Source organism: Permianibacter fluminis (assembly GCF_013179735.1).
Lineage (GTDB): Bacteria > Pseudomonadota > Gammaproteobacteria > Enterobacterales > Permianibacteraceae > Permianibacter > Permianibacter fluminis.
In genome coordinates, this window is record NZ_JABMEG010000001.1 from 996,908 (window position 1) to 1,018,825 (window position 21,918).

The following is a 21,918-nucleotide window of genomic DNA, read 5'->3' on the forward strand; positions in this document are numbered from 1 at the left end:
AATGCATTGGATTAATCAGTCCTCATCCTCCTTACGCTGGTATTTACCGGCCAACTCTTTCTGTATCGCCGGCGGCACCGTTTCGTAGTGGCTCAGTTCCATGCTGAACGTGCCATCACCGCCACTGATCGATTTCAGTCGCAATTGAAACGCCGGCAGTTCGGCAATCGGTAGCAGCGAGCTGATCAGGGCACGGCCGCCGTGGCCGCTGTCGGTGCCGGTGATCAGGCCGCGCCGGCCGGTCAATTCACCGGTGATATCGCCGACACAGGGGCCGCTGACATCGATGGTCAGCCGGACGATGGGTTCCAATACCACGGGCTTGGCTTTGTCGATGGCGTCGAGCATGGCTTTCTTGCCGGCGGTGATGAACGCCACTTCTTTCGAATCCACCGTGTGGTATTTGCCGTCGTACACGCTGACCTGAATGTCCTGCAGCGGATGGCCGGCGATGGCGCCGGATTGCAACACCTCACGCACGCCCTTCTCCACCGCAGGAATGAACTGGCCGGGAATGGCGCCGCCAACGACATCGTCAACAAATTCAAAACCGGCACCGCGCTCCAGTGGTTTGACGCGCAGATGCACTTCGCCAAACTGGCCGGCGCCACCGGTTTGCTTTTTGTGTCGGGCATGACCTTCAGCGGCCAGCGTAATGGTTTCGCGGTAGGCGACCGACGGAATATGGGTTTCCACCTCGATGTTCGAGCGCTCTTTCATTTTCCGCAGCGCGATTTTCAGATGCAGTTCACCGAGGCCCATCAGCACCGTTTCATTGAGGCTGGCGCGATGTTCGATGTGCAGGCTGGGATCTTCGGCGGCAAGTTTGTGCAAGGCATCGGACAGCTTCGGTTCATCGCCGTGTTTGACCGGCTTCAGCGCCAGACCGTGCAGCGGCGTGGGCAAGGCGATGGCTTTCAGGTGGTGGTGATCTTCATCATGTGAATCGTGAATGACAGCACCGTAATGCAGTTCATCGATCTTGCTGATCGCGACAATGTCGCCGGGGCCGGCCTTGTTGATTTCTTTTTGCTGCTTTCCCTGTACCGACAGCAAATGGCCGAGCTTGAACGCCTTGCGAGCATCGCCGGCAAATAATTGCTGACCGACCTGCAAGCTGCCCTGATGCACGCGGGCATAAGCGATACGGCCAACATACGGATCTATCGCCACTTTGAATACGTGCGCCAGCACATGCTTGTCGGCATCGTGACTGACCGCAATCGGTTTGGCCTGACTGCCCTCGCCTTTCAGGAACGGTGGCGGATTGCCTTCGGTCGGGTTGGGCGCGAGCTCAACCAGTACGCGCAACAGCTCCTTGATACCGACACCGGTGCGACTGGAAACAAAGCAGACCGGCACGACATGGCCTTCACGCAATGCCTGTTCGAACGGCCCGTGCAATTGCTCGGGGTTCAGGCTTTCACCTTGTTCGAGATAGCGCGCCATCAGCGCTTCATCGAGCTCGACGATTTGATCGACGATGGCATCATGAGCACTGCTGACATCGCCAAAATCGCAGCTGCCGCGCACCGGTTCGAAATAGCAATCGCGCACCGCCGTGGCATGCGCCGCTGGCAGATTGATCGGCAGGCATTCCTTGCCCAGTCGCTGCTGAATCTGGCTGAGCACATACGCGCAATCGACGCCGGCGGCGTCGATTTTGTTGACCACGATAAAGCAATCCAGACCGCGTTCGCGCACGGCCGTGAACAAGCGTTCGCTGAGCCGCTCGATGCCGTTGCTGGCGTTGATGACCAGCACGGCAGTCTCCACTGCCGGCAGTACCGACAGCGTGCGGCCGAGAAAATCGGGATAACCGGGGGTATCGAGAATATTGATGTCATGCCCGGCCAGTTCGCCGTGACAGAGCGCGACTTCCAGCGAATGGCCGAGCTCTTTTTCGAGCGGTTCAAAATCGCAGACGGTGCTGCCGCGTTCGATGCTGCCGGCGCTGGCGACCGCGCTCATTTGCACCAGCAGTTGTTCGGCGAGAGTGGTTTTGCCGGCGCCGGCGGCGCCAACCAGGGCGAGATTGCGGATCTGGTGAATGCTTTTGCCGGGCATGGCAGGGTCCTCCTTCGGCAATGCGAAGCGGGGACGGCAGATGGACCCGGTGTTCTGGGTATCTCACCCGGATAGGGCGAGTATAGCCAGCGAACGCTGGCGGGTTTGGTGCTAGCTAGGGTTTTTCTTTGCCAGTGTGGTGAGTCGAACGGAGTGGTCTCGGCTGCGAGCATTGCCGGGTTTCGGTATTTGCTACCGCATAGTTCTACCACCGGCTTTTGTGCCAGCGTCCCCATGGTGGCTTCAAGATGTGTCTTGGTTTTTGCCGTTGCGCGTAGCGTGCCTTTGACTCTGTGGTCCGTTCGACGAGTCGAGCAGCGCAGCGGAGACCGGGTTAACAGCCCGCAGGGGCGAGGCATGGATGCCGAAGCCTTTTCCGACTGTACAGGGAGGTACTGTCGGAAAAGCCCCGGGTGGAGCGAGCAGCACAGAGAACCGCTAAAACGTCTTTATCGTTTTAGCGGCGAGGAGCCGGGACATGTTCTTTGGGTACTTTCTTGCGCCAAGAAAGTACCTCGCCCGCCGGGGCGAAACCCGGCAATCCCCGCGTTGAGGTGATTGCGGGAATAGGCGAAAGCCACGGAGCGGCAAAAGCCACCCAGCCATTACTCTGGCCGCTGAGCGAACACCCTGCGCAACGAACTCTAACCGGCAACAAAGCGAGATCGCGGGAAAATCAAAAGCAAAACAAAAAGCCCGCCAAAGCGGGCTTTTCTGCGGGAGGCGCTGCAAGTCTGGCTGCCGAAGCAGCCACGGCTTACTTGATCTTGGCTTCCTTGAACTCGACATGCTTGCGCACAACCGGATCGTACTTTTTCAGTGCGAGCTTTTCCGGGGTGGTGCGCTTGTTTTTGTCGGTCGTGTAGTAATAGCCGGTGCCAGCGGTCGATACCAGTTTGATCTTGTCACGCATGGTCAGGGCTCCTTAAACCTTGATGCCTTGGGCACGGACATCAACCAGCACGGCGTCGATGCCGTTCTTGTCGATGATACGCATGCCCTTGGACGAGACGCGCAGGCGCACGAAGCGCTTTTCGCTCTCGACCCAGAAACGGTGCCAGTGCAGATTGGGCAGGAAACGGCGACGGGTGTGCCGATTCGAGTGAGAAATGTTGTTGCCGGTGATTGTTGCCTTACCGGTAACCATGCAAACGCGGGACATTGCAAAGCCTCCAAAACTTCAAAAATCGGTCCAGGGTCAGGTCAAACCGGATGCGGCGCCGACACAAGGGCGCGGGATCTTACTTGACCAGTCCCGGCCCTGCAAGCTGATCACCCGCACGAAATTGATCATTTGCTGATCAGCCAGCGCTGGGCTGATGGCGGTTCCGCCGCGCTTGAACCGCCCTACGCGGGTTGGTGGGCCGGCGTAGCGGGTCCGCCGTCCCGGCGCTTCCTGCGTCCGCAACATGACTCCATGCCTGTACAGCATGACCCGTCCTACATCAGGCCCCGTTCGGCCAGACTGACCGTGCTGCCTTGGCTGACCACGATATGGTCGAGCAGCCGGACATCAACCAGTGCCAGCGCCTCTTTCAGGGTTCGGGTCAGCGCCTCGTCGGCGGCTGACGGCTCGGCCACTCCGGACGGGTGGTTGTGGGCCACGATCAGGGCGGCGGCGTTGTGCAGCATGGCCTTTTGCACCAGCACCCGAGGGTAGACGCTGGCACCGTCGATGCTGCCCTGAAACAGCCGTTCGCTGGCGATCAGCCGGTGCCGGGTATCGAGAAACAACGCCAGAAAGACTTCATTGCGCTCGCCGGCAAGCTCGGCCTGCAGATAGCGCCGGACCTGCGCCGGCTGGCTGAAGGCCGGGCCGCGTTGCAGTTCGGCCGCCAAGCCGCGCCGGGACAGCTCTAGTGCCGCCAGCAGGCCGGCCGATTTGGCCGGACCGAGTCCCGGCAGCTTCAGCCGGGCCGCGCTGTCCGCTTGCAGCAGCCCGGGCAGGCCGCCGCATTGCTCGAGCAATTGCTGGCCGAGTTCGATGGCGCTTTTGCCGCGCACACCCACACGCAGCAGCACCGCCAGCAATTCGGCATCGGTCAGGGCATCGGGGCCGCGGGCGAGCAGTTTTTCGCGCGGGCGGGCATCCAGAGGCAGATCGGTAATGGCCATGACAATCCTTTGTCCAGTGCCGGTTTGCGCGCTTTTGCCAAGCCGGCATTCCAGCAGAACCCATTCGACTAAACGTCAGTGAGCGGTCACCTTTCCTGGGACCGGGTTTCGGCTATGATGCCCACTTTCGGCACCGAAACCGGACGGGAGTTTAGCGTGGCCGAGCTTTGTACAACAGTGTCGCCGGCGTCCCTGCAGGGCAAACGGATTCTGCTTGGCGTCACCGGCGGCATCGCTGCCTATAAATCGGCCGAGCTGACTCGCCGGCTGAAAGATGAAGGCGCCGAGGTCCGGGTCGTGATGACCAAGGGCGCCCGCGAATTCGTCACCCCACTGACGTTTCAGGCGGTGTCCGGCAATCCGGTTGGTACCGATCTGCTGGATCCGGCAGCTGAAGCCGCGATGGGTCATATCGAGCTGGCGCGATGGGCGGATCTGGTGCTGATCGCGCCGGCCAGTGCCGATGTCATTGCCAAGATGGCGGCCGGCCTTGCCGATGATCTGCTGACCACGCTGGTGCTGGCGACCGCCGCGCCGATGCTGGTGGCGCCAGCCATGAACCAGCAGATGTACGCGCACCCGGCGACCCAGGCCAATCTGGCGACCCTGAAAACGCGCGGCGTGCTGCTGCTCGGCCCGGCGTCCGGCAATCAGGCCTGTGGCGAAGTCGGCCCCGGCCGCTTGCTCGAACCGCTGGAACTGGTTGCCATGGTCAGCGCTTACTTCGTGCCGAAGTCACTGCTGGGCAAGAAAATAGTCATCACGGCCGGGCCAACCCGGGAGCCGATCGACCCGGTCCGTTACCTGTCCAATCACAGCTCCGGCAAGATGGGCTATGCCCTGGCCGAAGCGGCCGTTGCCGCCGGCGCCGAAACGGTGCTGGTGTCCGGCCAGGTCAGTTTGCCGGTGCCGCCCGGCGTGCGCCGTCTCAGCGTCGAAAGCGCCGCCGAGATGCATGCCGCGGTGCTGGCTGAAATCGGCAACAGCGCCATTTTTATCGGCTGTGCCGCCGTGGCCGATTACCGGTTGGCCAGCGTGGCCGCGCAGAAAATCAAGAAAACCAGCGATGAGCTGGAGCTCAAGCTCATCAAGAATCCGGACATTCTGGCCGACGTCTCGGCACGCCCGGACCGGCCTTTCTGCGTCGGCTTCGCGGCTGAAACGGAGCAGGTGCTTACTCACGCTGAAAGCAAGCTACAGCGCAAAAAACTGGATATGATTTGCGCCAATGATGTGTCGCAGAGCGGGCTGGGCTTTGGCTGCGACGACAATGCCGTCACGGTCCTGATGCGGACCGACGCCGGTGCCGGTGTGCGCCAGCAGGCGTTGCCGGCGCAGAACAAACGCCTGCTGGCGCGGGCGCTGATTTCGCTGATTGCTTCGGAGTACCTGAGCCGCCATGGCTGACGTGTCTGTTAAAGAAGTCCAACTGAAAATCCTGAACCCGAAAGTCGGCAGCGAGTTTCCGCTGCCGGCCTATGCCACCGACGGCTCGGCCGGCATGGATCTGCGCGCCTGCCTCGACGCGCCGCTTGTGGTCGAGCCGGGCCAGAGCGTGCTGATCCCGACCGGCCTCGCCCTTTATATTGGTGACCCCGGTCTGGCCGCGACCATCCTGCCGCGTTCGGGGCTGGGCCATAAACATGGCATCGTGCTCGGCAATCTGGTTGGCCTCATCGATTCCGACTACCAGGGCGAGCTGCTCATCTCCTGTTGGAACCGCAGCCAGCATGCCTATACTGTCCAGCCGGGCGAGCGCATTGCCCAGCTGGTGATTGTGCCGGTGGTCCAGCCCCGCTTGCGGGTGGTTGAGACCTTCACCGCCACCGCGCGTGGAAGCGGTGGCTTCGGCCATTCCGGTCAGCACTGACGCCGTCTGCCAGATTCGCTGGAACCAGGAACAACTTAGAAAGAGAAAAGGAAGCGCTGAGCGTGAAAAAACGCGAGAAACCCGTTGCCGTCAAGGCCCGTCCCGAGAACAAGAAAGAAGGCGCTGCCGCCAGCCCGGCCAGCGGTGTGGCCAAAAGTGCGCTGGCACTCGGTGGCAAATGGCTGGGCTTGTCGCTGCTGGCCGTGATGGCGGTCGGGGCGGCGCTGTATTTCCTGACCGTGTCCGGACCGGCCACCCTGCGCGCCGGCCAATACACCGAAACCCTGCTGGGCAATGCTGCCGACCGCATCGAGCAGCAGCTGACCTTTATCCGTTCGCGACTAACGGTTGCCGCTGGCGACAGCACCATCGCCGCCGCCTTTACTGCTGCCGATCCGGCGACCCTGATGGCGACCGAGCAAACCCTGGCCCGGCAATTCCCGGAAGTGCTCGGCATCCGCTTGCTGGCGGCCGACTGGCATGAGCTGGATATGAATAGCTCGCTGCCCATCAGCAACGTCACCCTGGATCTGCTGCGCCAGGCCCGGCAGAAAAAGCCGGTGCAGGTTGAGTTGGTGCTGCCGGGCAAGCCGCGCCAGCACATCGCGCTGATTGAACCGGTCAAGGTCAACAACGAGATCGTCGGTTTTGTCCTGGCCGGCATGAAGCTGGAAGTGCTGCAGCAAGCGCTGGCCGGTACCCAAGGCTCGCCGGGTTACCTTGAACTGTCGCAAGATTTCTCCGATGCCGCCCAAACCGTTGCCAGCCGTGGTGACAACAGTTTGAAGAGCGGTGTCGCGGCGCCGTACAGCCGCGATTTGGCCGGTGCGCCGTGGAAACTGGCGTACTGGCCGACAGCCGAAGAAGGCGCGACCAACAGCACGCTGGAAATCACCTATTGGGGATCATTGGCGCTGCTGCTGCTTGCCGTCGGCGGTGCCGGCGTCATGCTGATCCGGACGCTTGATCAGGCTCAGCATCAGGATGCCGCGCGTTTGCTGAAAGCCCTGCTCGATGCCCGCAGCAGCGACGGCAAGCTGGCGCCGGAGCGTTACGATCTGGCCGTGTTCAAGGACATGGCGGTGACGCTGGCCCGGCACGAATGGGCGGGCAAAGCCCAGGCGGCGGCGAACGCGGCAGCAGCGGCTGCCGCACCGGTCAACGCCTTGCCAGCAACCGGCAGCCAGCCGGTGCTGGCCGCGCCGGAAGCGGGCCGCATCCGGCTCAATGCGGAAATTTTCCGCGCTTACGATATTCGCGGCGTGGTCGGCGACTCGCTGACCGCCGAAGTGGTCAAGCAAATCGGTCGCGCCATTGGTTCGGAAGCATTTGATCGCGGCGAGCAGAAAATTGTCATCGCCCGCGATGGTCGCCTGTCCGGGCCGGAATTGCTGACCGCGTTGAAGCAAGGCCTGCTGGAAAGCGGCCGCGATGTGGTCGATCTCGGTGCCGTACCGACCCCGCTGCTGTATTTCGCCACCCATTACCTGTCGACCCGTTCTGGCGTGATGCTGACCGGCAGCCACAATCCGTCCGAATACAACGGTCTGAAAATTGTCATCGCGGGCGAAACGCTGGCCGGTGACGATATCCAGCGGCTGCGTGAGCGCATCGAAAACGGCAACCTGCTGTCCGGTCGCGGCAGCAGCGAAAGCCTGTCGATCAACGAAGATTACATCGCGCAAATCACCGGCGACATTGCGCTCGCCCAGCCGCTGAAAGTCGTGATCGATTGCGGCAACGGCATTGCCGGCGCGGTGGCACCGACGCTATACAAAGCGCTCGGCTGTGAAGTTGTCGAATTGTTCTGTGATGTCGATGGCCGCTTCCCGAATCACCATCCGGATCCGTCCAAGCCGGAAAACCTGAAGAAGCTAATTGCCACCGTGCTGGAAACTGGCGCCGACATCGGCCTGGCATTCGATGGCGATGGTGATCGCCTCGGTGTGATCGATTCGACCGGCAAGATCATCTGGGCCGATCGTCAGCTGATGCTGTACTCGATGGATGTGCTGTCACGTCACCCCGGCACCGACATCATTTACGACGTCAAATGCTCACGCCATCTGGCGCGCGTGATCACCGGCCACGGCGGCCGGCCGCTGATGTGGCGCACCGGGCACTCGTTCATCAAAGCCAAAATGCGGGAAACGGGGGCGTTGCTCGCCGGTGAACAAAGCGGCCACATTTTCTTCAAGGAACGCTGGTTCGGTTTTGATGACGCCATTTACACCGGCGCCCGCCTGCTGGAAATTCTGGCCGCGGATTTCCGCAAGTCGGCCGATATTTTCAAGAGCTTGCCGGAAGGCGTGTCAACGCCAGAATTGAACATGACGATCAGCGAACAGCGCAAATTCGCTTTTGTTGATCGCTTGGCCAAGCAGGGCCAGTTTGCCGGTGGTCAGATCAACACGACCGACGGCATCCGGGTCGACTTTTCCGATGGCTGGGGTCTGGTCCGGGCATCGAATACCACACCGAGTCTGGTGATCCGCTTTGAAGCCGATACCGACGCGGCGCTGATCCGCATTCAGGAGTTGTTCCGCGGACAGATGCTGGCGATTGATCCGGCTGTGCAGCTGCCGTTTTGACGGCGCGGTCCCGACAGGAGAATGCCATGACGACTCGTACGGAAGGTTCGCGCAAACAGCAGATTCTGGAAACCCTGGCCCGCATGCTGGAGCAAAGTCCCGGCGAGCGGATCACTACCGCGCAGTTGGCGGCAGCGCTCGGCGTTTCCGAAGCGGCGTTGTATCGGCAGTTTCCGAGCAAGGCCAGAATGTTCGAAGGCCTGCTCGATTTCATCGAAGAAGTGGTGTTCACCCGGGTTCGGGTGATTCTGGATGAAGAGCCGGATGCCATCGCCCGCTGCGGCAAAATCATAAGCCTGGTGCTGACGTTTTCCGCGCGCAATCCCGGCATGTCGCGCTTGCTGACCGGCGATGCTTTGATCGGTGAAGACGAGCGCCTGCCCGCCCGGGTGTCGCAACTGTTTGATCGGTTGGAAATGCAGCTGCGGCAAGTGCTGCGCGAAGGCGTGCTTAATGCCAATGCGCCGCTGGTGGTCGATGTCAACGCCGCCGCCAACTTGATGCTGGCGGTTCTGGAAGGCCGGGTGCGGCAGTTTGTTCGCAGCAATTTCAAACAGGCGCCGACCGCGCAGTGGGATGCGCAATGGAGCCTGTTGCAGGATGCCATGGCCAATGGCGTGCGGCGGCCCAAGGCGGCACTGGCTTGAGCCCGGACAGATAAGAAAACGCACAGTTAACAACGGGCCAAATAAAAAAAGCCGCGCGATGCGCGGCTTTTTTTATTTGGCGAAATACGCCGGCCCGACAGTCGGTTCAGTTGAGCCGGCTGTTCAGATAGTTCTCGAAACCGGCGACGATATTGCGCACCCGCTCGCTGGCACACAAGGCCGCACCCTGATCGCTTTTCTCGCAGCTGACTTCCAGCACCAGCTGGGCGCCTTGATCGCGTTCCGGGACAAACGAGAACGCCAGCGAGACATCGCGCTCGTTCATCGGCTTGCCGGTCAGGATCAAGGTGTCGGTGACGATTTCCAACGACCGGGTGCCATTGTCACGGGCGTAAATCTGTGCCAGCTGCCAGGCCTTCCGGCATTCTTCATTGTTGCGGCACAAAACGACGGCGGTGGTGCCTTCAGTGCCTTCCACGCCGCTTTCATCACGTTTGCGCAGCAGCCGCTGGGTCTGCAATTCCTTGAACCGGATGATGTCGTTCTTGAAGCGCTCGGCGATTTTGTTTTTCTCGCCGTTCTGGGCATCGACGAAACCTTTGTTGTCGTCAATCTGCCGCTGCGATTCCTGAATGTCCTTCAACAATTGCGACGGCACCGACTGACCGCGACGCTCGTAATCGGCGGCATGGCGCTGCATTTCTTCCAGCTGAGTAGTCAGCAGATTGGTTTGCCCGTTACGGATGCTGATCTGGACATCGAGTGCGGACAGCTGGGTATCGCGCGCGCGCATGATGTCTTCGACCGAGGCAAACTGGCGGATCAATTCGGCATCGCGTCGGATCGCTTCTTTGCGTGCCCGCTCATCGGCCGCTTCCTGCAGTTTCCGGCGCTTTTCTTCCGCCTGCTCGGCCTTGCTCAGTACCGGCGGCACCACTTGTAGTGTTTGTCCGGCGAGATTCAGGATGCTGTAGCCCTTCGGCACGATTTCCGGTGGCAGGTAGTCCTTGACCACGGTACTGCCCGTTTCATCCACGAAGCGGTACATCACACCCGGCGGCGTGGACGAGGTTTTGGTTTTGCCCGGCTTCGGTTTGTTTTGGGCGGCGTCCAGCGCAGGGGCGCTGATCAGCAACGCTGCCACGATCAGCAGCAGAAATTTAGACACGGATGCCATAGCGTTGACGATAATCCTCGATATGGGCGGCGTGAACACGGAACGCCGGGGCTTCCTGCAAAAAGCTTATCAGATCGCGCAGCCGGACAATGGCTGCAACCGGAATGCCATACTCCCGTTCGATCTCCTGAATGGCTGACAGTTCCCCCTGGCCGCGTTCCTCGCGGTCCAGCGCGACCACGACCCCGGCCGGGGTCGCGCCATGGCGCTGCAGCAGTTGCATGGTCTCACGGATGGCCGTGCCGGCCGTGATAACGTCGTCAATGATCAGCACTCTGCCCTGCAAGGGCGCGCCAACAATCAGGCCGCCTTCGCCGTGGTCCTTGGCCTCCTTGCGGTTGAAGCTCCACGGCATGTCGACATTGTGGTGCTCAGCCAGTGCAATGGCGGTTGCGGAGACCAGCGGAATGCCTTTGTAGGCCGGACCGAACAGCAGGTCGGCGGCAATGTGCGAGGTCTGGATGGCCTGCGCATAGAACTGGCCCAGCTTGGCCAGATCGCGACCGCGCTGGAACAGCCCGGCATTGAAAAAATACGGGCTTTTGCGGCCGGACTTCAGTTCAAACTCGCCAAATTTCAGGACCTGGCGGGACAGGGCAAATTCGATGAACTCGCGCTGGAATGACAACATCGGATAACTCTCGTGGCGGGCTAGCGGGCAAGAACAGCTGCTTATGATAGCCTGCCGCGCACATCCGACCCAGTAGTGATGCGGCGAATATCGGCTGGCGCGTCAAGCTGCACAGGTCGGCGCAGTGGGCCAACCGCGGCCATCAGAGGAGAACCTTGCCCATGCTCAGCGTGGCTTCCATCAACGTCAATGGCCTGCGTTCGGCGGCCAAGAAAGGCCTGTTTGCCTGGCTGACCAAACGCCAGCTCGATGTCATCTGCATTCAGGAACTGAAAGCGCAGGACCATCAGCTCGACGAGCCGGACTTTCATCTCGACGGCTATCACCGTTACCTGTTCCCGGCCGAGCGGCCCGGTTACTCCGGCGTGGCGCTGTACAGCAAGATCAAACCGAAGTCGGTCAAGACCGGACTCGGCTTTGCCCAGGCCGATACCGAAGGCCGCTACATCGAAGCCGATTACGGCAGCGTCAAAATCGCCTCGCTGTATTTGCCATCCGGTTCCTCCGGTCCGGAACGGCAAGCCTGCAAAGACGAGTTTCTTGAGCTGTATATGCCCATCCTGAAGAAAAAGGCCAAGGAAGCAACGCCCTACATCGTGGTTGGCGATTACAACATCGCGCACAAGGAAATCGATCTGAAAAACTGGAAATCGAACCAGAAAAATTCCGGCTTTCTGCCGCACGAGCGGGCCTGGCTGGATGAGCTGTTCGACCATGTCGGTTTTGTCGACGCCTTTCGCGTGGTTGATCAACGTCCGGACCAGTACACCTGGTGGAGCAACCGCGGTCAGGCCTACGCCAAGAACGTTGGCTGGCGGATTGATTACCATATCGTCTCGCCGGCGCTAAAAAGCAAAATCAAACGCGCCGAGATTTACAAAGACGAGAAGTTCTCCGATCACGCGCCGCTGATTCTCGACTACGATCTGAAACTGTAACGCACTTGCAATGACCCGGCCGAGGACGGCCGGGCGCGCTGTTGGTGCTAGAGCTGCTGTTAAAGCCACTGCTGACGCAGACGCTGACATCGACGCGAATGTCAGCGCCGATTTCCGCACCAGCAGCAAGCCGCCAGACCGGGGATTCGCACCGGCCGCTTGGGTCATCACGTCACTGCCGAGGTTTCGCCATGCCCATCAACGAGCCCGCCAACTACCTCGATCAACTGATCCGGCAAACCCGCGCCCACCACGTGACGCTGTCGACCATGGCCGATCAGAAAGCCAACATGCTGCTGACCATGTCATCGGTGGTGCTGACGCTGTCGTTGCCACAGCTGAACAATCCGGGCCTGCGACACGCGGTCATGGCGCTGATGGCGGCGTGCCTGCTTACCCTGATTCTGGCCTGCTATGTGGTCATGCCGAAACTGCTGTTCGGTAAAGACAAACGCCCGATCGCCGATCGCAACCTGCTGTTCTTCGCCGACTTTGAGGATATGAGCTTCGAGCAATACCGACAGGAAATGGCCACGCTGCTCAACAACCCGGCCAGCGCCTACGATCTGCAACTGCAGGAAATCTATCGCATGGGCCAGTATCTGGCCTGGAAGAAATACCGGTTTCTGCGCTGGGCTTATGTGACGTTTCTGGCCGGATTTGTCATTGCTGGCGTGTTACTGTTCTTCTGAGACTCTCTATTCGATGAGCTCAGCTGCCGCAAAGACACATGGAAGTTTGACAATGCAAGCGCATTTCCCGGTGAAATATACAAAGCCGCCAATCGCTTTCGATTCCGCCGCAAAACCGAATCCGTCATGTCCTGTTTGGAAACAGTCGCCGTAAAAATGAAGTCGGAACCGGAGCGCTCTGCGCCGAAAATGCAATCTTATCGCCGAGCTTTTCCTGCAAGATCATTTTGACGACATCGAAATCAGTCTTGCCGGGTAGCGCAATGCGCTCGGCAGAATTCAGCCGAAAATTCAGCACAAGCTCACCACCGTTGCGGTCGGTATAGCGAATGAGCTTTGCGCCCTGTACGAGTTTCCAGACGATGTAACGGGAGCTTATGCCGGCGCGGAGAATGCCTTTTTCCTTAAAGGCAATCGCGGGCTTCGAAAAGTGAATGACAGGGTAATACACGACCCACAGAAAAGGGCCTATAAAGGCGGCGCCCCAAAGGATCTGAGCCTGTGGCAGCAGCGCGCCCCATTTTGTCAGCAGGTGCAAGGTCGAGCCACCAGCAGCAGCCCAATCGGAATCGTGCGCAACAAGGCAGGCAACAGTGCCCGAAACGCGGCGACTTCCCGTTCGCGCTCTTGTGAGGTCCATTCCACCTGATAAAGCGTCTTTCCAGCAAAGAGGTACAGCACGGATATTCCCTATCTCGCACAAGGCTGCATGCGTCCTCGTGCAGATGCTGGCAATAGACGCAGCGTCAGCGATGCGCCTCACTGCGCTGGCGGCTCAGTCCGACTGACCAATGCCGACGACGCAACTTTTCACAGCGGCAAATTACAGCGCTGCCAAAATCGCTTCTGCCGAGCTGACCTTGAATTCCTTCGGTTGCTCCACCGCGACATGTTTGACCACGCCGTCCTGAAGAATCAGCGCGAACCGGCGCGAGCGTTGGCCCATGCCGAAGCCGCTGGCATCGGCGTCGAGACCGAGTTTCTTGCTGAATTCGGCGTTGCCGTCGGCCACCATCAGGATGTGTTCGGCGTTACTGACTTTGCCCCAGGCACTCATGACGAACGCATCGTTGACTGCCATGCAGGCGATGGTGCTGACGCCTTTGGCCTTGATGGCGTCGGCGTGGACAACATAGCCCGGCAAGTGTGCCTGCGAGCAGGTCGGGGTGAAGGCGCCTGGCACCGCAAACAGCACGACTTTGCCTTTGCCGAACAATTCCAGACTGGATTTGGCTTCCGGGCCTTTTTCGCCCATCACATGCAACGTGGCTTCCGGAATTTTGTCACCGACATTGATCATGGCTTGCTCCTTGGTGGTCATGGCTTAGCGGTTGTTGAATGGTCTGTTTGCGACCGGCCTGTTTTCGAACGGTCTGTCATCGACCGGTTTGCTGCCGACGGCGCTGGTCCGCCGGCCTGAACAAACTCCATCAGGCGTTGACCCAGCCAGTGGTTGTCGTGGTGGCCACGCAGGCTGGCACTGCCGGGACCGAAAGCATACAGCGGAACATCGGCGCCGGTGTGACCGCGCGTGGTCCAGCCGGTCAGGCTGTGCTTGGCAATGATGTCGGCAAAGGCTTCTTCCAGTCGATCGGCGTCGCGCTCGGAGGCGTTCAGCCGGGCGCGGTCAGCGTCATCAGCGATGATCGGGCTCAAAGCCTGCAAGGTGGCAACGGCGTCTTCGCCCGCCAGCACGCGCGCAGCCATGCCGGCCGCACTGGCGCGAATCTGGTGCAGCAACGTCGCCCGCCACTGCCATTGTTTGTCGCGGCCGAGGCTCAGGCCGCCGGTTTCGTGATCGGCCGTGATCACCAGCAGCGTATCCGGATGCTGGTCGGCATAGCGGCGCGCGCTTGCAATGGCGGTGGCAAAGTCCTGCATTTCGCTGAGCACACCAACGATGTCATTGCCGTGACTGGCCCAATCGATCTGCGAGCCTTCGACCATCAGGAAAAAACCGCGCGGATTCGCATCGAGCAGCGCCAGCGCCTTGTCGGTCATGCTGGCCAGACTGGGCGTGTTGGCATCACGGTCGATGGCCATCGGCAAACCGGCAGCGGCAAACGTGCCGAACGTTGGCGGCTGTTTCAGTGCCGCCAGTTGTGCCGGCGTTGTCACCAACTGCACGCCGGACTGCTGCAATTGCTGGCGCTGGCTGGCAGAAAAATCGTCAGCGCCGCCACCGAACGCGACATCCACTTTCCGAGCACCGGTGCCGGTAAAAAACTGTTCGGCAATCTCGGCAATGTTCTTGCGGCTGCTGACATGGGCGTAGAACGCTGCCGGTGTGGCGTGCGTCAGCTGCGAGGTGACAACCACGCCCGTACTCTTGCCGCGTTGCCCGGCGCGCTCCAGCACCGTTTCGCAAGGCTTGTTATCGGCGTCGACGCCAATGGCGCCGTTGAAGGATTTCACGCCGCAAGCGTAAGCGGTGGCGCCGGCGGCGGAATCGGTGATCAGATCGCTGTCGCCCGAGGGCCGGGTGGCGATGGTGCCGATCAGCAAGTCATCGAACACCGTACTTTCCAGCGCCGGCGTCGCCGGGTTGTCGGCGTATTGCCGGTAGGCACTGACCTGACCAAAGCCCATGCCGTCGCCAATCATCAGGATGATGCGGCGCGGTGTGCTCACCGCGGCTTCTTTCGCGGTCGTGAGTGCCGGCATGACGCCGACGGTGAGCGTGCAAAGGCCGAGGACGACAACAAGGCGTGCGGTTTTCATCGGAATTTTTTCTCGCAGAAACAGAAAGCGTTATACCGACCATCGACTGACGGCCAAGAGCCAAACCAGTCAAACGAAACGATTGCTGGCAGCGGCTCGCGCAGAAAGCGGTTCAGGGATACAGCAAGCGGGTCAGCCGCAGATAATCGTCGAGCGCGAGATTTTCCGGCCGCAAGATCGGATCAATCGCCGCCTCAGCAAATTGCGCCTCACTGACCACGTCGCGCCAGACATTGCGCAGCGTTTTGCGACGGGCATTGAATGCCAGGCTGACCAGCTCGGCGAAACGCGGCTCCTGATCCGGGCGCAGCGCCCGTTGCCGGTGCGGCAACAACCGGACAATGGCCGACTGCACTTTCGGCGCTGGCCGGAACGCACCGGGCGGTACGGTAAACAGATAACTGACGTCGCAGTAATACTGCAGCATCACTGACAGCCGGCCGTAGGCGTCGTCTTCCGGCCCGGCCGCCATCCGTTCCACCACTTCCTTTTGCAGCATGAACAGCATGTCGGTGATGGCCGGCAGGTAGTCGCACAAATGGAAAATCAGTGGCGTCGAAATGTTGTACGGCAAATTGCCGAATACCCGCAATGACCGGCCTGCGGCCAGCTCGGCGAAGTCCACTTTCAGGACATCGCGATTGAGGATGGTGAGCTCGCCAAGCCCGGCCAGCTCGTGCTGCAAAATGGGAATGACATCGCGATCCAGCTCGATGCAGGTCAGCTTGCCGGCGCGTTGCAACACCGGCTTGCTGAGTGCGCCAAGACCGGGGCCGATTTCGATCAGATGATCGTCCGGTTTTGGATTCAGCGACTGAACAATCTTGCCGATGATGTTCTGGTCATGCAGAAAATTCTGGCCAAAACGTTTGCGCGCTTTGTGGTTGTTGGCCAGCTCGCTCGCCATTGGCGTTGGGCTATCACTACTCATGGCGTGGTTCGCTTTGCAATCAAATCGAGCGCCACTTCGGTGGCGTAACAGAGGCTGCCGGCATCCGCGACCCCGCGGCCAGCCAGATCCAGCGCGGTGCCGTGATCGACCGAGGTTCTAATAAACGGCAAGCCCAGCGTGATGTTGACGCTGCGGTGAAACCCGCGAGCTTTCAACACCGGCAGGCCCTGATCGTGATACATCGCCAGATAGGCATCAAACTGCGGCAGCTTGTCGGCATTAAAGGCCGTGTCGGCTGACAGCGGCCCGATCAGGTTCAGGCCCTGTGCCTGCAACTCGCGAATGACGGGCTCGATCACGCGAATTTCCTCATCGCCCAGATGGCCGCCTTCACCGGCATGCGGATTCAATCCCAGCACGGCGATGCGTGGCGCCGACAAGGCAAAGCGCTGGCGCAATTCGCGCGCCAGCAGCTGCAGCACATGGCGCAGTCGCGCGGCGGTGATGGCATCGGCGACGGCGCGCAGCGGCAGATGCGTGGTCGCCAGCGCAACCCGCAAGCCTTCGGTTGCCAGCAGCATCAACACCGGGACGGGTTCTGCATCGGCGCCGGCAACAGCGCCCGTAACACGGCGCGCCGCGGCAACACCGGCACAAGCGGCGAAGAATTCGGTGTGACCGGTAAATGGCAAACCGCTGTCGTTGATGATGCCCTTGTGTACCGGATTGGTGACGATGGCGTCGATGTCGCCAGCCAGCGCCGCATCAGCGGCTTGCTGCAATTGCGCGACTACAAACGGGGCATTGGCGACCGCGAGTTGCCCCGGCACAACCGCCGTTGTCAGTGGCACCGGAATGCACAGCAAATGGCCCGGCTGATGCACGGGCCATTCGACTTTGCTGTCCGTGCGCTGCAGTTGCAGCGGCACCTGCAAACGCGCGGCGGTTTGCTGCAGCAGATCGGCATCACCGATCGCGGCAAGGGCGCAAGGCCACTGCCGCTGGGCCAGTCGCACCAGCAGCTCCGGGCCAATGCCGGCCGGCTCGCCGGTGGTGACCAGCACGCGGCTCACGATTTAGCTGGCCTTGGGTTTTTCGATAATCTTGATGAAAGCCTGATCGCGAATTTCGCGCACCCAGGACTCGACTTCTTCGTCGTATTTGCGCGACTGCAACACCCGGTAGGCTTGCTGACGCTTGCGCTCTTCGGTCTGGTCGTCATCACGGCGCTCCAGCACCTGCATCACGTGCCAGCCAAATTCGCTGCGGAACGGTTCCGAAATCTGGTTCGGTTGCAGGCCGGCCATGGTCTTCTCGAATACCGGTACAAACATGCCCGGATTGGCCCAGCCCAGATCGCCGCCCTGATTGGCCGAGCCCGGATCTTCGGAATTTTTCTTGGCAAGTTCGGCGAAATCGGCACCAGCTTTTAATTGTTCATACAGACCACGAATTTTTTTCTCGGCGTCTTCTTCGCTGAGAATCGTCGATGGCTTGACCAGAATGTGGCGCGCATGAGTTTGCTGCACGACCACGCGCTCGTTGCCGCGGCTGTCGAACAATTTCAGGATGTGCAAACCGGAGGCCGAACGCAGCGGCTCCGACACTTCGCCAGGCTTCAAGGTCTTGGCGGCGGTGGCAAACAGACCGGGCAATTGGTTGATGGTCTTCCAGCCGAAATCGCCGCCTTGCAACGCTTCCTGTCCAGCCGAATTGGCGATGGCGAGTTCAGCAAAATCGCCGCCATCACGCAGCTTGCTCACCAGCTTCTGGGCGCGCTCTGCTGTCTCACGCACCTCTTCGGTGCTGGCGCTTTCGGCAATCGGCAACAGGATGTGGCCGAGGTGGTACTCGGTGTGGCTTTCGCCTTCGCTGGCCAGCGTTTCCATCATCGTCTGCACTTCCTGCTCGCTGATGAACACGCGGCGGGCCACAGCACCCTGACGGACCCGGCTGATCAGCACTTCGTTGCGCAGATCTTCGCGGAACAGTTCATAACTCAGCCCTTCGCTGGCCAGTTTCAGCCGGAACTGTTCCGGCGACAGCTGGTTTTCCTTGGCAATGTTTTCGATGATCTGGGCCAGTTCCTGATCGGACACCCGAACCCCGGCCCGGCGTGCCATCTGCAATTGCACATTGTCGGTAATCAGGCGGTCCAGCACTTGTTGGCGCAGCACGGTTTCACTCGGCAGTTTGACCTTTCGGGCGGCCAGATCCTGACGGACGCTGGCGACGCGACGGTCGAGTTCGCTCTTCAGCACGACGTCGTCATCGACCAGCGCAACCGCCTCGTCAAGCGATTCGCCGGCACGGGCGGTCAAGCTGCTGCACAGGGTCAGCGTCAGCGCCGCGACCAACACCGTGGCGGATTTGTTCAGAAACTTCATCATCGTGGACTCAACCTGTCTTCGTAACCATCAATGCTTTCGGTCAGCAAACTGCGCAGGCTGTTGCTGCCGGCGCCGCCGAGACCTTTGAACACAAACTGGAAATACACACTATTGTCGTACTCATTGGCGTCACCAATGATGTTGCCTTCATTGTCGAGCTCGACATTCAAGTAGCGCCGACCGACCAGACGTACCGCCCAGCAGCAGGATTCGTATTCAAACCCGAGAAAGCTGTCGATATCGGTCGCTTCCGCCAGATCATGCTGCCAGCGGCCAACCATCTGCCAGTTGCCGGACAGTGGCCAGGCAAAAGAAAAATCGGTCTGTTCGGCATTGCGATCGCGGTACTCGCGATAACGGTGCTCGATATTGACCACGCGGCGCTCGTCCGGTTCATAGTGCAGGGCAAAACTGCCCCGCACGGTGTTGTTTTTTTGGTCATCCCAGCCGGTCAGGCCGCGCAATTCCAGCTTTTGATTCAGCCGAATCGCCGCTTCGCCGAACACCGGCGAGCGATCGCTGGTGTCGGCGGGCTCGCCGGCCAACAACGTGACCTCCCGGTCATGCTGATAACGGGCCTGGCCGAGCGACAAACGCAGCAATTCATCGCCACCGTCGGCGCTGAGGAAGCGGGTGGTCAGGCCGACGCTGACTTGCCTGGTGTCACCTTGCCGATCGGTACCAACGAAGCGATTGTCGCGAAACAGTTGATTGAAGCTCGGCGTGGGTTCAGTGGTGTCGAACAGCGGAATCGCATCCTGATCCTTGTACGGCACATACAGACCATAAATGCGCGGTTCCACGGTCTGCACCAGATCCCGATCAAAGGCCTGCAATTCGCGCTCAAAGAACAAACCGGTGTCGAGCGAATAAATCGGCAGCTCGCGTTTGACGGTGGTGACGTCGTCGGTCAGCTGATTGGTCAATTCGTATTTGCTGTAGCGGTATTTCACTGCCGGGGTCAGGTAGCCCCACATGGTTTCCATCGGCAACTTCAGTTGCGGCGCGATATCACTGCGGTCGGCGAGATCGCGGCTCGGGTCCGGATGGTCAAACCGGGTGGCGCTGCCTTCGACGCTGAACGCCAGCGGCCCGAGCAGGCGGGGAAACTGGCCAAGAAAGCGCAGCTCCGGCAATTTCCGGTACGGCTCGTCCGCGGACGCGGTTTGCAGCACCTGGGCGCGATAGGCCTGCAAGCTCATCTGCCAATATTGATCGCGGTAGCCGAGCACGCCGGTGCGGGTCAGCGTGTTGGCATTGGCGACCGCAACGTTGCGGCCGAGATCCTGGAAATAGTCATCGTCGCTGACGCCGGCGGCTTTGATCAGGCCATACAAGTGCGGCGAAATCTGGGTCCGGTGATCAACATCATAGGCCCAGCGATCGGTGGCCTTTTCCTGCGAGGCATTGCGATCGTTCGCCAGCCCTTCCGCATAGATTTTGCCAGTGCTGGCCTCGGTCAAATAGCGCAACTCCGAGCCGAGTTGGAAACCGCGATTTTCGATCCAGCGCGGGGTCAGCGTGGCATCGTAGTTCTCGGCAAGATTCAGGTAATACGGCAGCGCGATGTCGAGGCCGTTTTCCTGATCATTGCTGAAGGTCGGCATCAGCAAACCGGAGCGGCGCCGATCGTCAATCGGAAAGGTCAGCCACGGCAGATACACCGCCGGCACACCGAACAGATCGATGCTCATGTTCCAGGCTTCGCCCCAGCCTTCGGTGCGATCGAGCGCCATTTCATCGGCGCTTAGCAGCCAGCTTTCATCGCCTTCCGGGCAACTGGTGAAGGTGGCGTCCTTGAGCGTGATGAAGCCGTCTTCTCGGACGGCGAATTCGCTGGCCGAGCCGTGCATGCCGCGATCGGTCAGCCGGTATTCGGTGTCGCGCACGGTGGCGCTTTCGCGATTCATGTCGGCACTGAGCGAGCTGCCGCGCATTTCGATATTGCGATCGGTCAGCACGACGTTGCCGGTCGCTTCCATCTGGCTGCTGCCGTTGTCGAGCCGGGCGTCGTCCGCGCGCAACGAGCGACTGCCGTGTTGCAGCTGCACGTTGCCGTGCAACAGCGTTTCATTTTCGGAACGGTTTTCCGTCCAGTCGGCCTTGGCGTTCAGCGGTTCGCTGAGCAAATCCTGGCTGGCCTCGGTTTGCCGGGCCAGCGGTTTGCCAACCGGGCAGCTGGCCTGAATGAAACCGCTGTCGCTGCGGTTCGCGTCCGGCGCTTTGCGTTCGGTCCCGGTTTCGGTCGCAGTTTCAGTCGCGGCTTCGGTGCTGGAATCGGCCACGGCCGGATGCACCACCCCGAACAGGACCAGCGCTAGCGCGCAGGCAATCGGATGGCGACGGGGCATGACGGTGTGGGCAGTGGCAGGAACGAAGGGCACCGGTAGTAACAATGGGCTGGCAACAGGCGGGCCATCATACCCGAGCCTCGGTCGGCTCACGACAACGGCGTGCGGGTTCGGGTCGCGAGTGTCCCGGCCGGTTTTGTTTGCCGTGGCGGATCGGCTCGGCTCAAATCCGGTAGGCGGTGCGGGTCATCACTTTGGCAGCGGCTTGCATGGCGAGTTTGATGGCGGCTGGCAGTTCGCGGGCACCGAGGGCCAGCGCGGCGTCGGCATGGGCCACTTCGTCGCGCTTCATTTGCTCGACGATGGCGCGGCTGCCGTGATCGGCCGCCGGCAGGCTATGGTCCGGATCGGACAGGTGCCCATCCAGATGCGCTTCGACCTGCCGTTCGGTTTCGACGACAAAGCCGAGATTCCAGCCGTCGCCGGCCAGTCCGGCCGCCGCGCCCAGTGCATAGGCGCCGGCAAACCAGACCGGATTGAGCCATGACAGGTGGCTGTCGAGCTGGCGAACCCGATCGGCACACCAGGCCAGATGGTCGGCTTCGTCCTTGGCCGCCGCCAGCAAATGGCAGCGCAGATTGGCATCGCGCGCCGTCAGCGCCTGACCGAGATACAGGGCCTGGGCGCAGACCTCGCCGACGTGGTTGACCCGCATCAGGCCGGCGGCATGCTGGCGTTCACTGTCGGTCAGCGTGCTGGAATCGGTGATCTGGCTGGCCGGATTGGCGCGGGCAGCTGGTGCCGGCGCCAGCAGGGTGCGCAGCAGGTGATCGGCACTGGCGCAGAGCCGGTCGAGCGGCGTGAACTGGCGTTCGGCGGTGGCGGCGGACATGAGGCAGGCTTCAGGCAGCGGGGCGAGACCGGCATGATACGGA

At 60.9% G+C, this 21,918-nt stretch carries 20 protein-coding genes; 6 read left to right on the forward strand and 14 right to left on the reverse strand.

All coding sequences use genetic code 11. The annotated features are described in order from the left end of the window. Positions 1-15 precede the first annotated feature (15 nt). The 4 genes from fusA to radC all read right to left on the reverse strand — a co-directional run bounded on the left by fusA (position 16) and on the right by radC (position 4,182). The gene (fusA, locus tag HPT27_RS04430) at positions 16-2,067 is read right to left on the reverse strand and encodes an elongation factor G (RefSeq protein WP_172239498.1); all 2,052 of its coding nucleotides are present in this window, start codon (positions 2,065-2,067) and stop codon (positions 16-18) included. A 757-nt stretch (positions 2,068-2,824) separates the two neighbouring features. Beyond that, positions 2,825-2,980 (reverse strand): 50S ribosomal protein L33, encoded by a 156-nt coding sequence (gene rpmG, locus HPT27_RS04435; RefSeq protein WP_172239501.1) that lies wholly within the window; start codon positions 2,978-2,980, stop codon positions 2,825-2,827. Between the two features lie 12 nt (positions 2,981-2,992). Then, positions 2,993-3,229, reverse strand: coding sequence for a 50S ribosomal protein L28 (gene rpmB, locus HPT27_RS04440; protein ID WP_172239504.1), 237 nt, complete (start codon positions 3,227-3,229; stop codon positions 2,993-2,995). A gap of 278 nt (positions 3,230-3,507) precedes the next feature. Continuing rightward, positions 3,508-4,182 carry a RadC family protein gene (gene radC / locus HPT27_RS04445; protein ID WP_172239507.1) on the reverse strand — a complete coding sequence of 225 codons (675 nt, stop codon included), beginning with the start codon at positions 4,180-4,182 and terminating at the stop codon, positions 3,508-3,510. 156 nt (positions 4,183-4,338) lie between these two features. On the opposite strand from radC, the gene coaBC reads away from it, so the two are divergent. The 4 genes from coaBC (at position 4,339) to slmA (ending at position 9,290) form a co-directional block, all read left to right on the forward strand. Beyond that, entirely contained in the window at positions 4,339-5,589 is a 1,251-nt protein-coding gene (gene coaBC, locus HPT27_RS04450; RefSeq protein ID WP_328820181.1) for a bifunctional phosphopantothenoylcysteine decarboxylase/phosphopantothenate--cysteine ligase CoaBC, read from the forward strand. Further along, on the forward strand, positions 5,582-6,052 hold the full coding sequence (gene dut, locus HPT27_RS04455) for a dUTP diphosphatase (RefSeq protein ID WP_172239510.1): 471 nt from the start codon (positions 5,582-5,584) through the stop codon (positions 6,050-6,052). The genes coaBC and dut overlap by 8 nt, the downstream gene beginning before the upstream one ends. A gap of 62 nt (positions 6,053-6,114) precedes the next feature. Then, positions 6,115-8,643, forward strand: coding sequence for a phosphomannomutase/phosphoglucomutase (locus tag HPT27_RS19580; protein WP_328820183.1), 2,529 nt, complete (start codon positions 6,115-6,117; stop codon positions 8,641-8,643). A gap of 26 nt (positions 8,644-8,669) precedes the next feature. After that, positions 8,670-9,290 (forward strand): nucleoid occlusion factor SlmA, encoded by a 621-nt coding sequence (slmA, locus tag HPT27_RS04465; protein ID WP_172239513.1) that lies wholly within the window; start codon positions 8,670-8,672, stop codon positions 9,288-9,290. Positions 9,291-9,396: 106 nt separating this feature from the next. Here the strand turns inward: slmA and HPT27_RS04470 are convergent, their stop codons facing one another. Beyond that, positions 9,397-10,428, reverse strand: a complete 1,032-nt coding sequence (locus HPT27_RS04470; RefSeq protein WP_172239516.1) for a hypothetical protein — start codon at positions 10,426-10,428, stop codon at positions 9,397-9,399. Continuing rightward, a complete protein-coding gene (pyrE, locus tag HPT27_RS04475; protein ID WP_172239519.1) occupies positions 10,412-11,059 on the reverse strand; it encodes an orotate phosphoribosyltransferase in 648 nt (215 codons plus the stop codon). Before pyrE ends, HPT27_RS04470 begins: the two co-directional genes overlap by 17 nt. Positions 11,060-11,220: 161 nt before the next feature. On the opposite strand from pyrE, the gene HPT27_RS04480 reads away from it, so the two are divergent. After that, complete coding sequence (locus HPT27_RS04480; RefSeq protein WP_172239522.1) at positions 11,221-11,997, forward strand: exodeoxyribonuclease III; 777 nt, start codon at positions 11,221-11,223, stop codon at positions 11,995-11,997. A gap of 191 nt (positions 11,998-12,188) precedes the next feature. Beyond that, positions 12,189-12,689, forward strand: a complete 501-nt coding sequence (locus HPT27_RS04485; protein ID WP_172239525.1) for a Pycsar system effector family protein — start codon at positions 12,189-12,191, stop codon at positions 12,687-12,689. 124 nt (positions 12,690-12,813) lie between these two features. On the opposite strand, the gene HPT27_RS04490 is transcribed toward HPT27_RS04485, so the two are convergent. The 8 genes from HPT27_RS04490 to coq7 all read right to left on the reverse strand — a co-directional run bounded on the left by HPT27_RS04490 (position 12,814) and on the right by coq7 (position 21,875). Next, complete coding sequence (locus HPT27_RS04490) at positions 12,814-13,227, reverse strand: hypothetical protein (protein ID WP_172239528.1); 414 nt, start codon at positions 13,225-13,227, stop codon at positions 12,814-12,816. A 285-nt stretch (positions 13,228-13,512) separates the two neighbouring features. Beyond that, a complete protein-coding gene (locus HPT27_RS04495; protein ID WP_172239531.1) occupies positions 13,513-13,989 on the reverse strand; it encodes a peroxiredoxin in 477 nt (158 codons plus the stop codon). 17 nt (positions 13,990-14,006) lie between these two features. Then, entirely contained in the window at positions 14,007-15,410 is a 1,404-nt protein-coding gene (locus tag HPT27_RS04500; protein WP_172239534.1) for an alkaline phosphatase, read from the reverse strand. Positions 15,411-15,522: 112 nt separating this feature from the next. Further along, positions 15,523-16,341 carry a 16S rRNA (adenine(1518)-N(6)/adenine(1519)-N(6))-dimethyltransferase RsmA gene (gene rsmA / locus HPT27_RS04505; protein ID WP_407950901.1) on the reverse strand — a complete coding sequence of 273 codons (819 nt, stop codon included), beginning with the start codon at positions 16,339-16,341 and terminating at the stop codon, positions 15,523-15,525. Beyond that, entirely contained in the window at positions 16,338-17,378 is a 1,041-nt protein-coding gene (pdxA, locus tag HPT27_RS04510; RefSeq protein WP_172245091.1) for a 4-hydroxythreonine-4-phosphate dehydrogenase PdxA, read from the reverse strand. The genes rsmA and pdxA overlap by 4 nt, the downstream gene beginning before the upstream one ends. Beyond that, the gene (surA, locus tag HPT27_RS04515) at positions 17,379-18,692 is read right to left on the reverse strand and encodes a peptidylprolyl isomerase SurA (protein ID WP_172239537.1); all 1,314 of its coding nucleotides are present in this window, start codon (positions 18,690-18,692) and stop codon (positions 17,379-17,381) included. It lies immediately after the preceding gene. Next, positions 18,689-21,043, reverse strand: a complete 2,355-nt coding sequence (locus HPT27_RS04520; protein WP_172239540.1) for an LPS-assembly protein LptD — start codon at positions 21,041-21,043, stop codon at positions 18,689-18,691. Before HPT27_RS04520 ends, surA begins: the two co-directional genes overlap by 4 nt. Before the next feature lie 163 nt (positions 21,044-21,206). Further along, positions 21,207-21,875, reverse strand: coding sequence for a 2-polyprenyl-3-methyl-6-methoxy-1,4-benzoquinone monooxygenase (gene coq7, locus HPT27_RS04525; protein WP_172239543.1), 669 nt, complete (start codon positions 21,873-21,875; stop codon positions 21,207-21,209). Positions 21,876-21,918: the final 43 nt, after the last annotated feature.

Coding starts and splice junctions, on each gene's coding strand:
- slmA (WP_172239513.1), top strand. CDS start 8,670: ATGACGACTCGTACGGAAGGTTCGCGCAAACAGCAGATTCTGGAAACC.
- coq7 (WP_172239543.1), bottom strand. CDS start 21,875: ATGTCCGCCGCCACCGCCGAACGCCAGTTCACGCCGCTCGACCGGCTC.
- HPT27_RS04480 (WP_172239522.1), top strand. CDS start 11,221: ATGCTCAGCGTGGCTTCCATCAACGTCAATGGCCTGCGTTCGGCGGCC.
- rsmA (WP_407950901.1), bottom strand. CDS start 16,341: ATGAGTAGTGATAGCCCAACGCCAATGGCGAGCGAGCTGGCCAACAAC.
- HPT27_RS04500 (WP_172239534.1), bottom strand. CDS start 15,410: ATGAAAACCGCACGCCTTGTTGTCGTCCTCGGCCTTTGCACGCTCACC.
- HPT27_RS04520 (WP_172239540.1), bottom strand. CDS start 21,043: ATGCCCCGTCGCCATCCGATTGCCTGCGCGCTAGCGCTGGTCCTGTTC.
- fusA (WP_172239498.1), bottom strand. CDS start 2,067: ATGCCCGGCAAAAGCATTCACCAGATCCGCAATCTCGCCCTGGTTGGC.
- rpmG (WP_172239501.1), bottom strand. CDS start 2,980: ATGCGTGACAAGATCAAACTGGTATCGACCGCTGGCACCGGCTATTAC.
- dut (WP_172239510.1), top strand. CDS start 5,582: ATGGCTGACGTGTCTGTTAAAGAAGTCCAACTGAAAATCCTGAACCCG.
- HPT27_RS04470 (WP_172239516.1), bottom strand. CDS start 10,428: ATGGCATCCGTGTCTAAATTTCTGCTGCTGATCGTGGCAGCGTTGCTG.
- radC (WP_172239507.1), bottom strand. CDS start 4,182: ATGGCCATTACCGATCTGCCTCTGGATGCCCGCCCGCGCGAAAAACTG.
- rpmB (WP_172239504.1), bottom strand. CDS start 3,229: ATGTCCCGCGTTTGCATGGTTACCGGTAAGGCAACAATCACCGGCAAC.
- surA (WP_172239537.1), bottom strand. CDS start 18,692: ATGATGAAGTTTCTGAACAAATCCGCCACGGTGTTGGTCGCGGCGCTG.
- HPT27_RS04485 (WP_172239525.1), top strand. CDS start 12,189: ATGCCCATCAACGAGCCCGCCAACTACCTCGATCAACTGATCCGGCAA.
- pyrE (WP_172239519.1), bottom strand. CDS start 11,059: ATGTTGTCATTCCAGCGCGAGTTCATCGAATTTGCCCTGTCCCGCCAG.
- HPT27_RS04495 (WP_172239531.1), bottom strand. CDS start 13,989: ATGATCAATGTCGGTGACAAAATTCCGGAAGCCACGTTGCATGTGATG.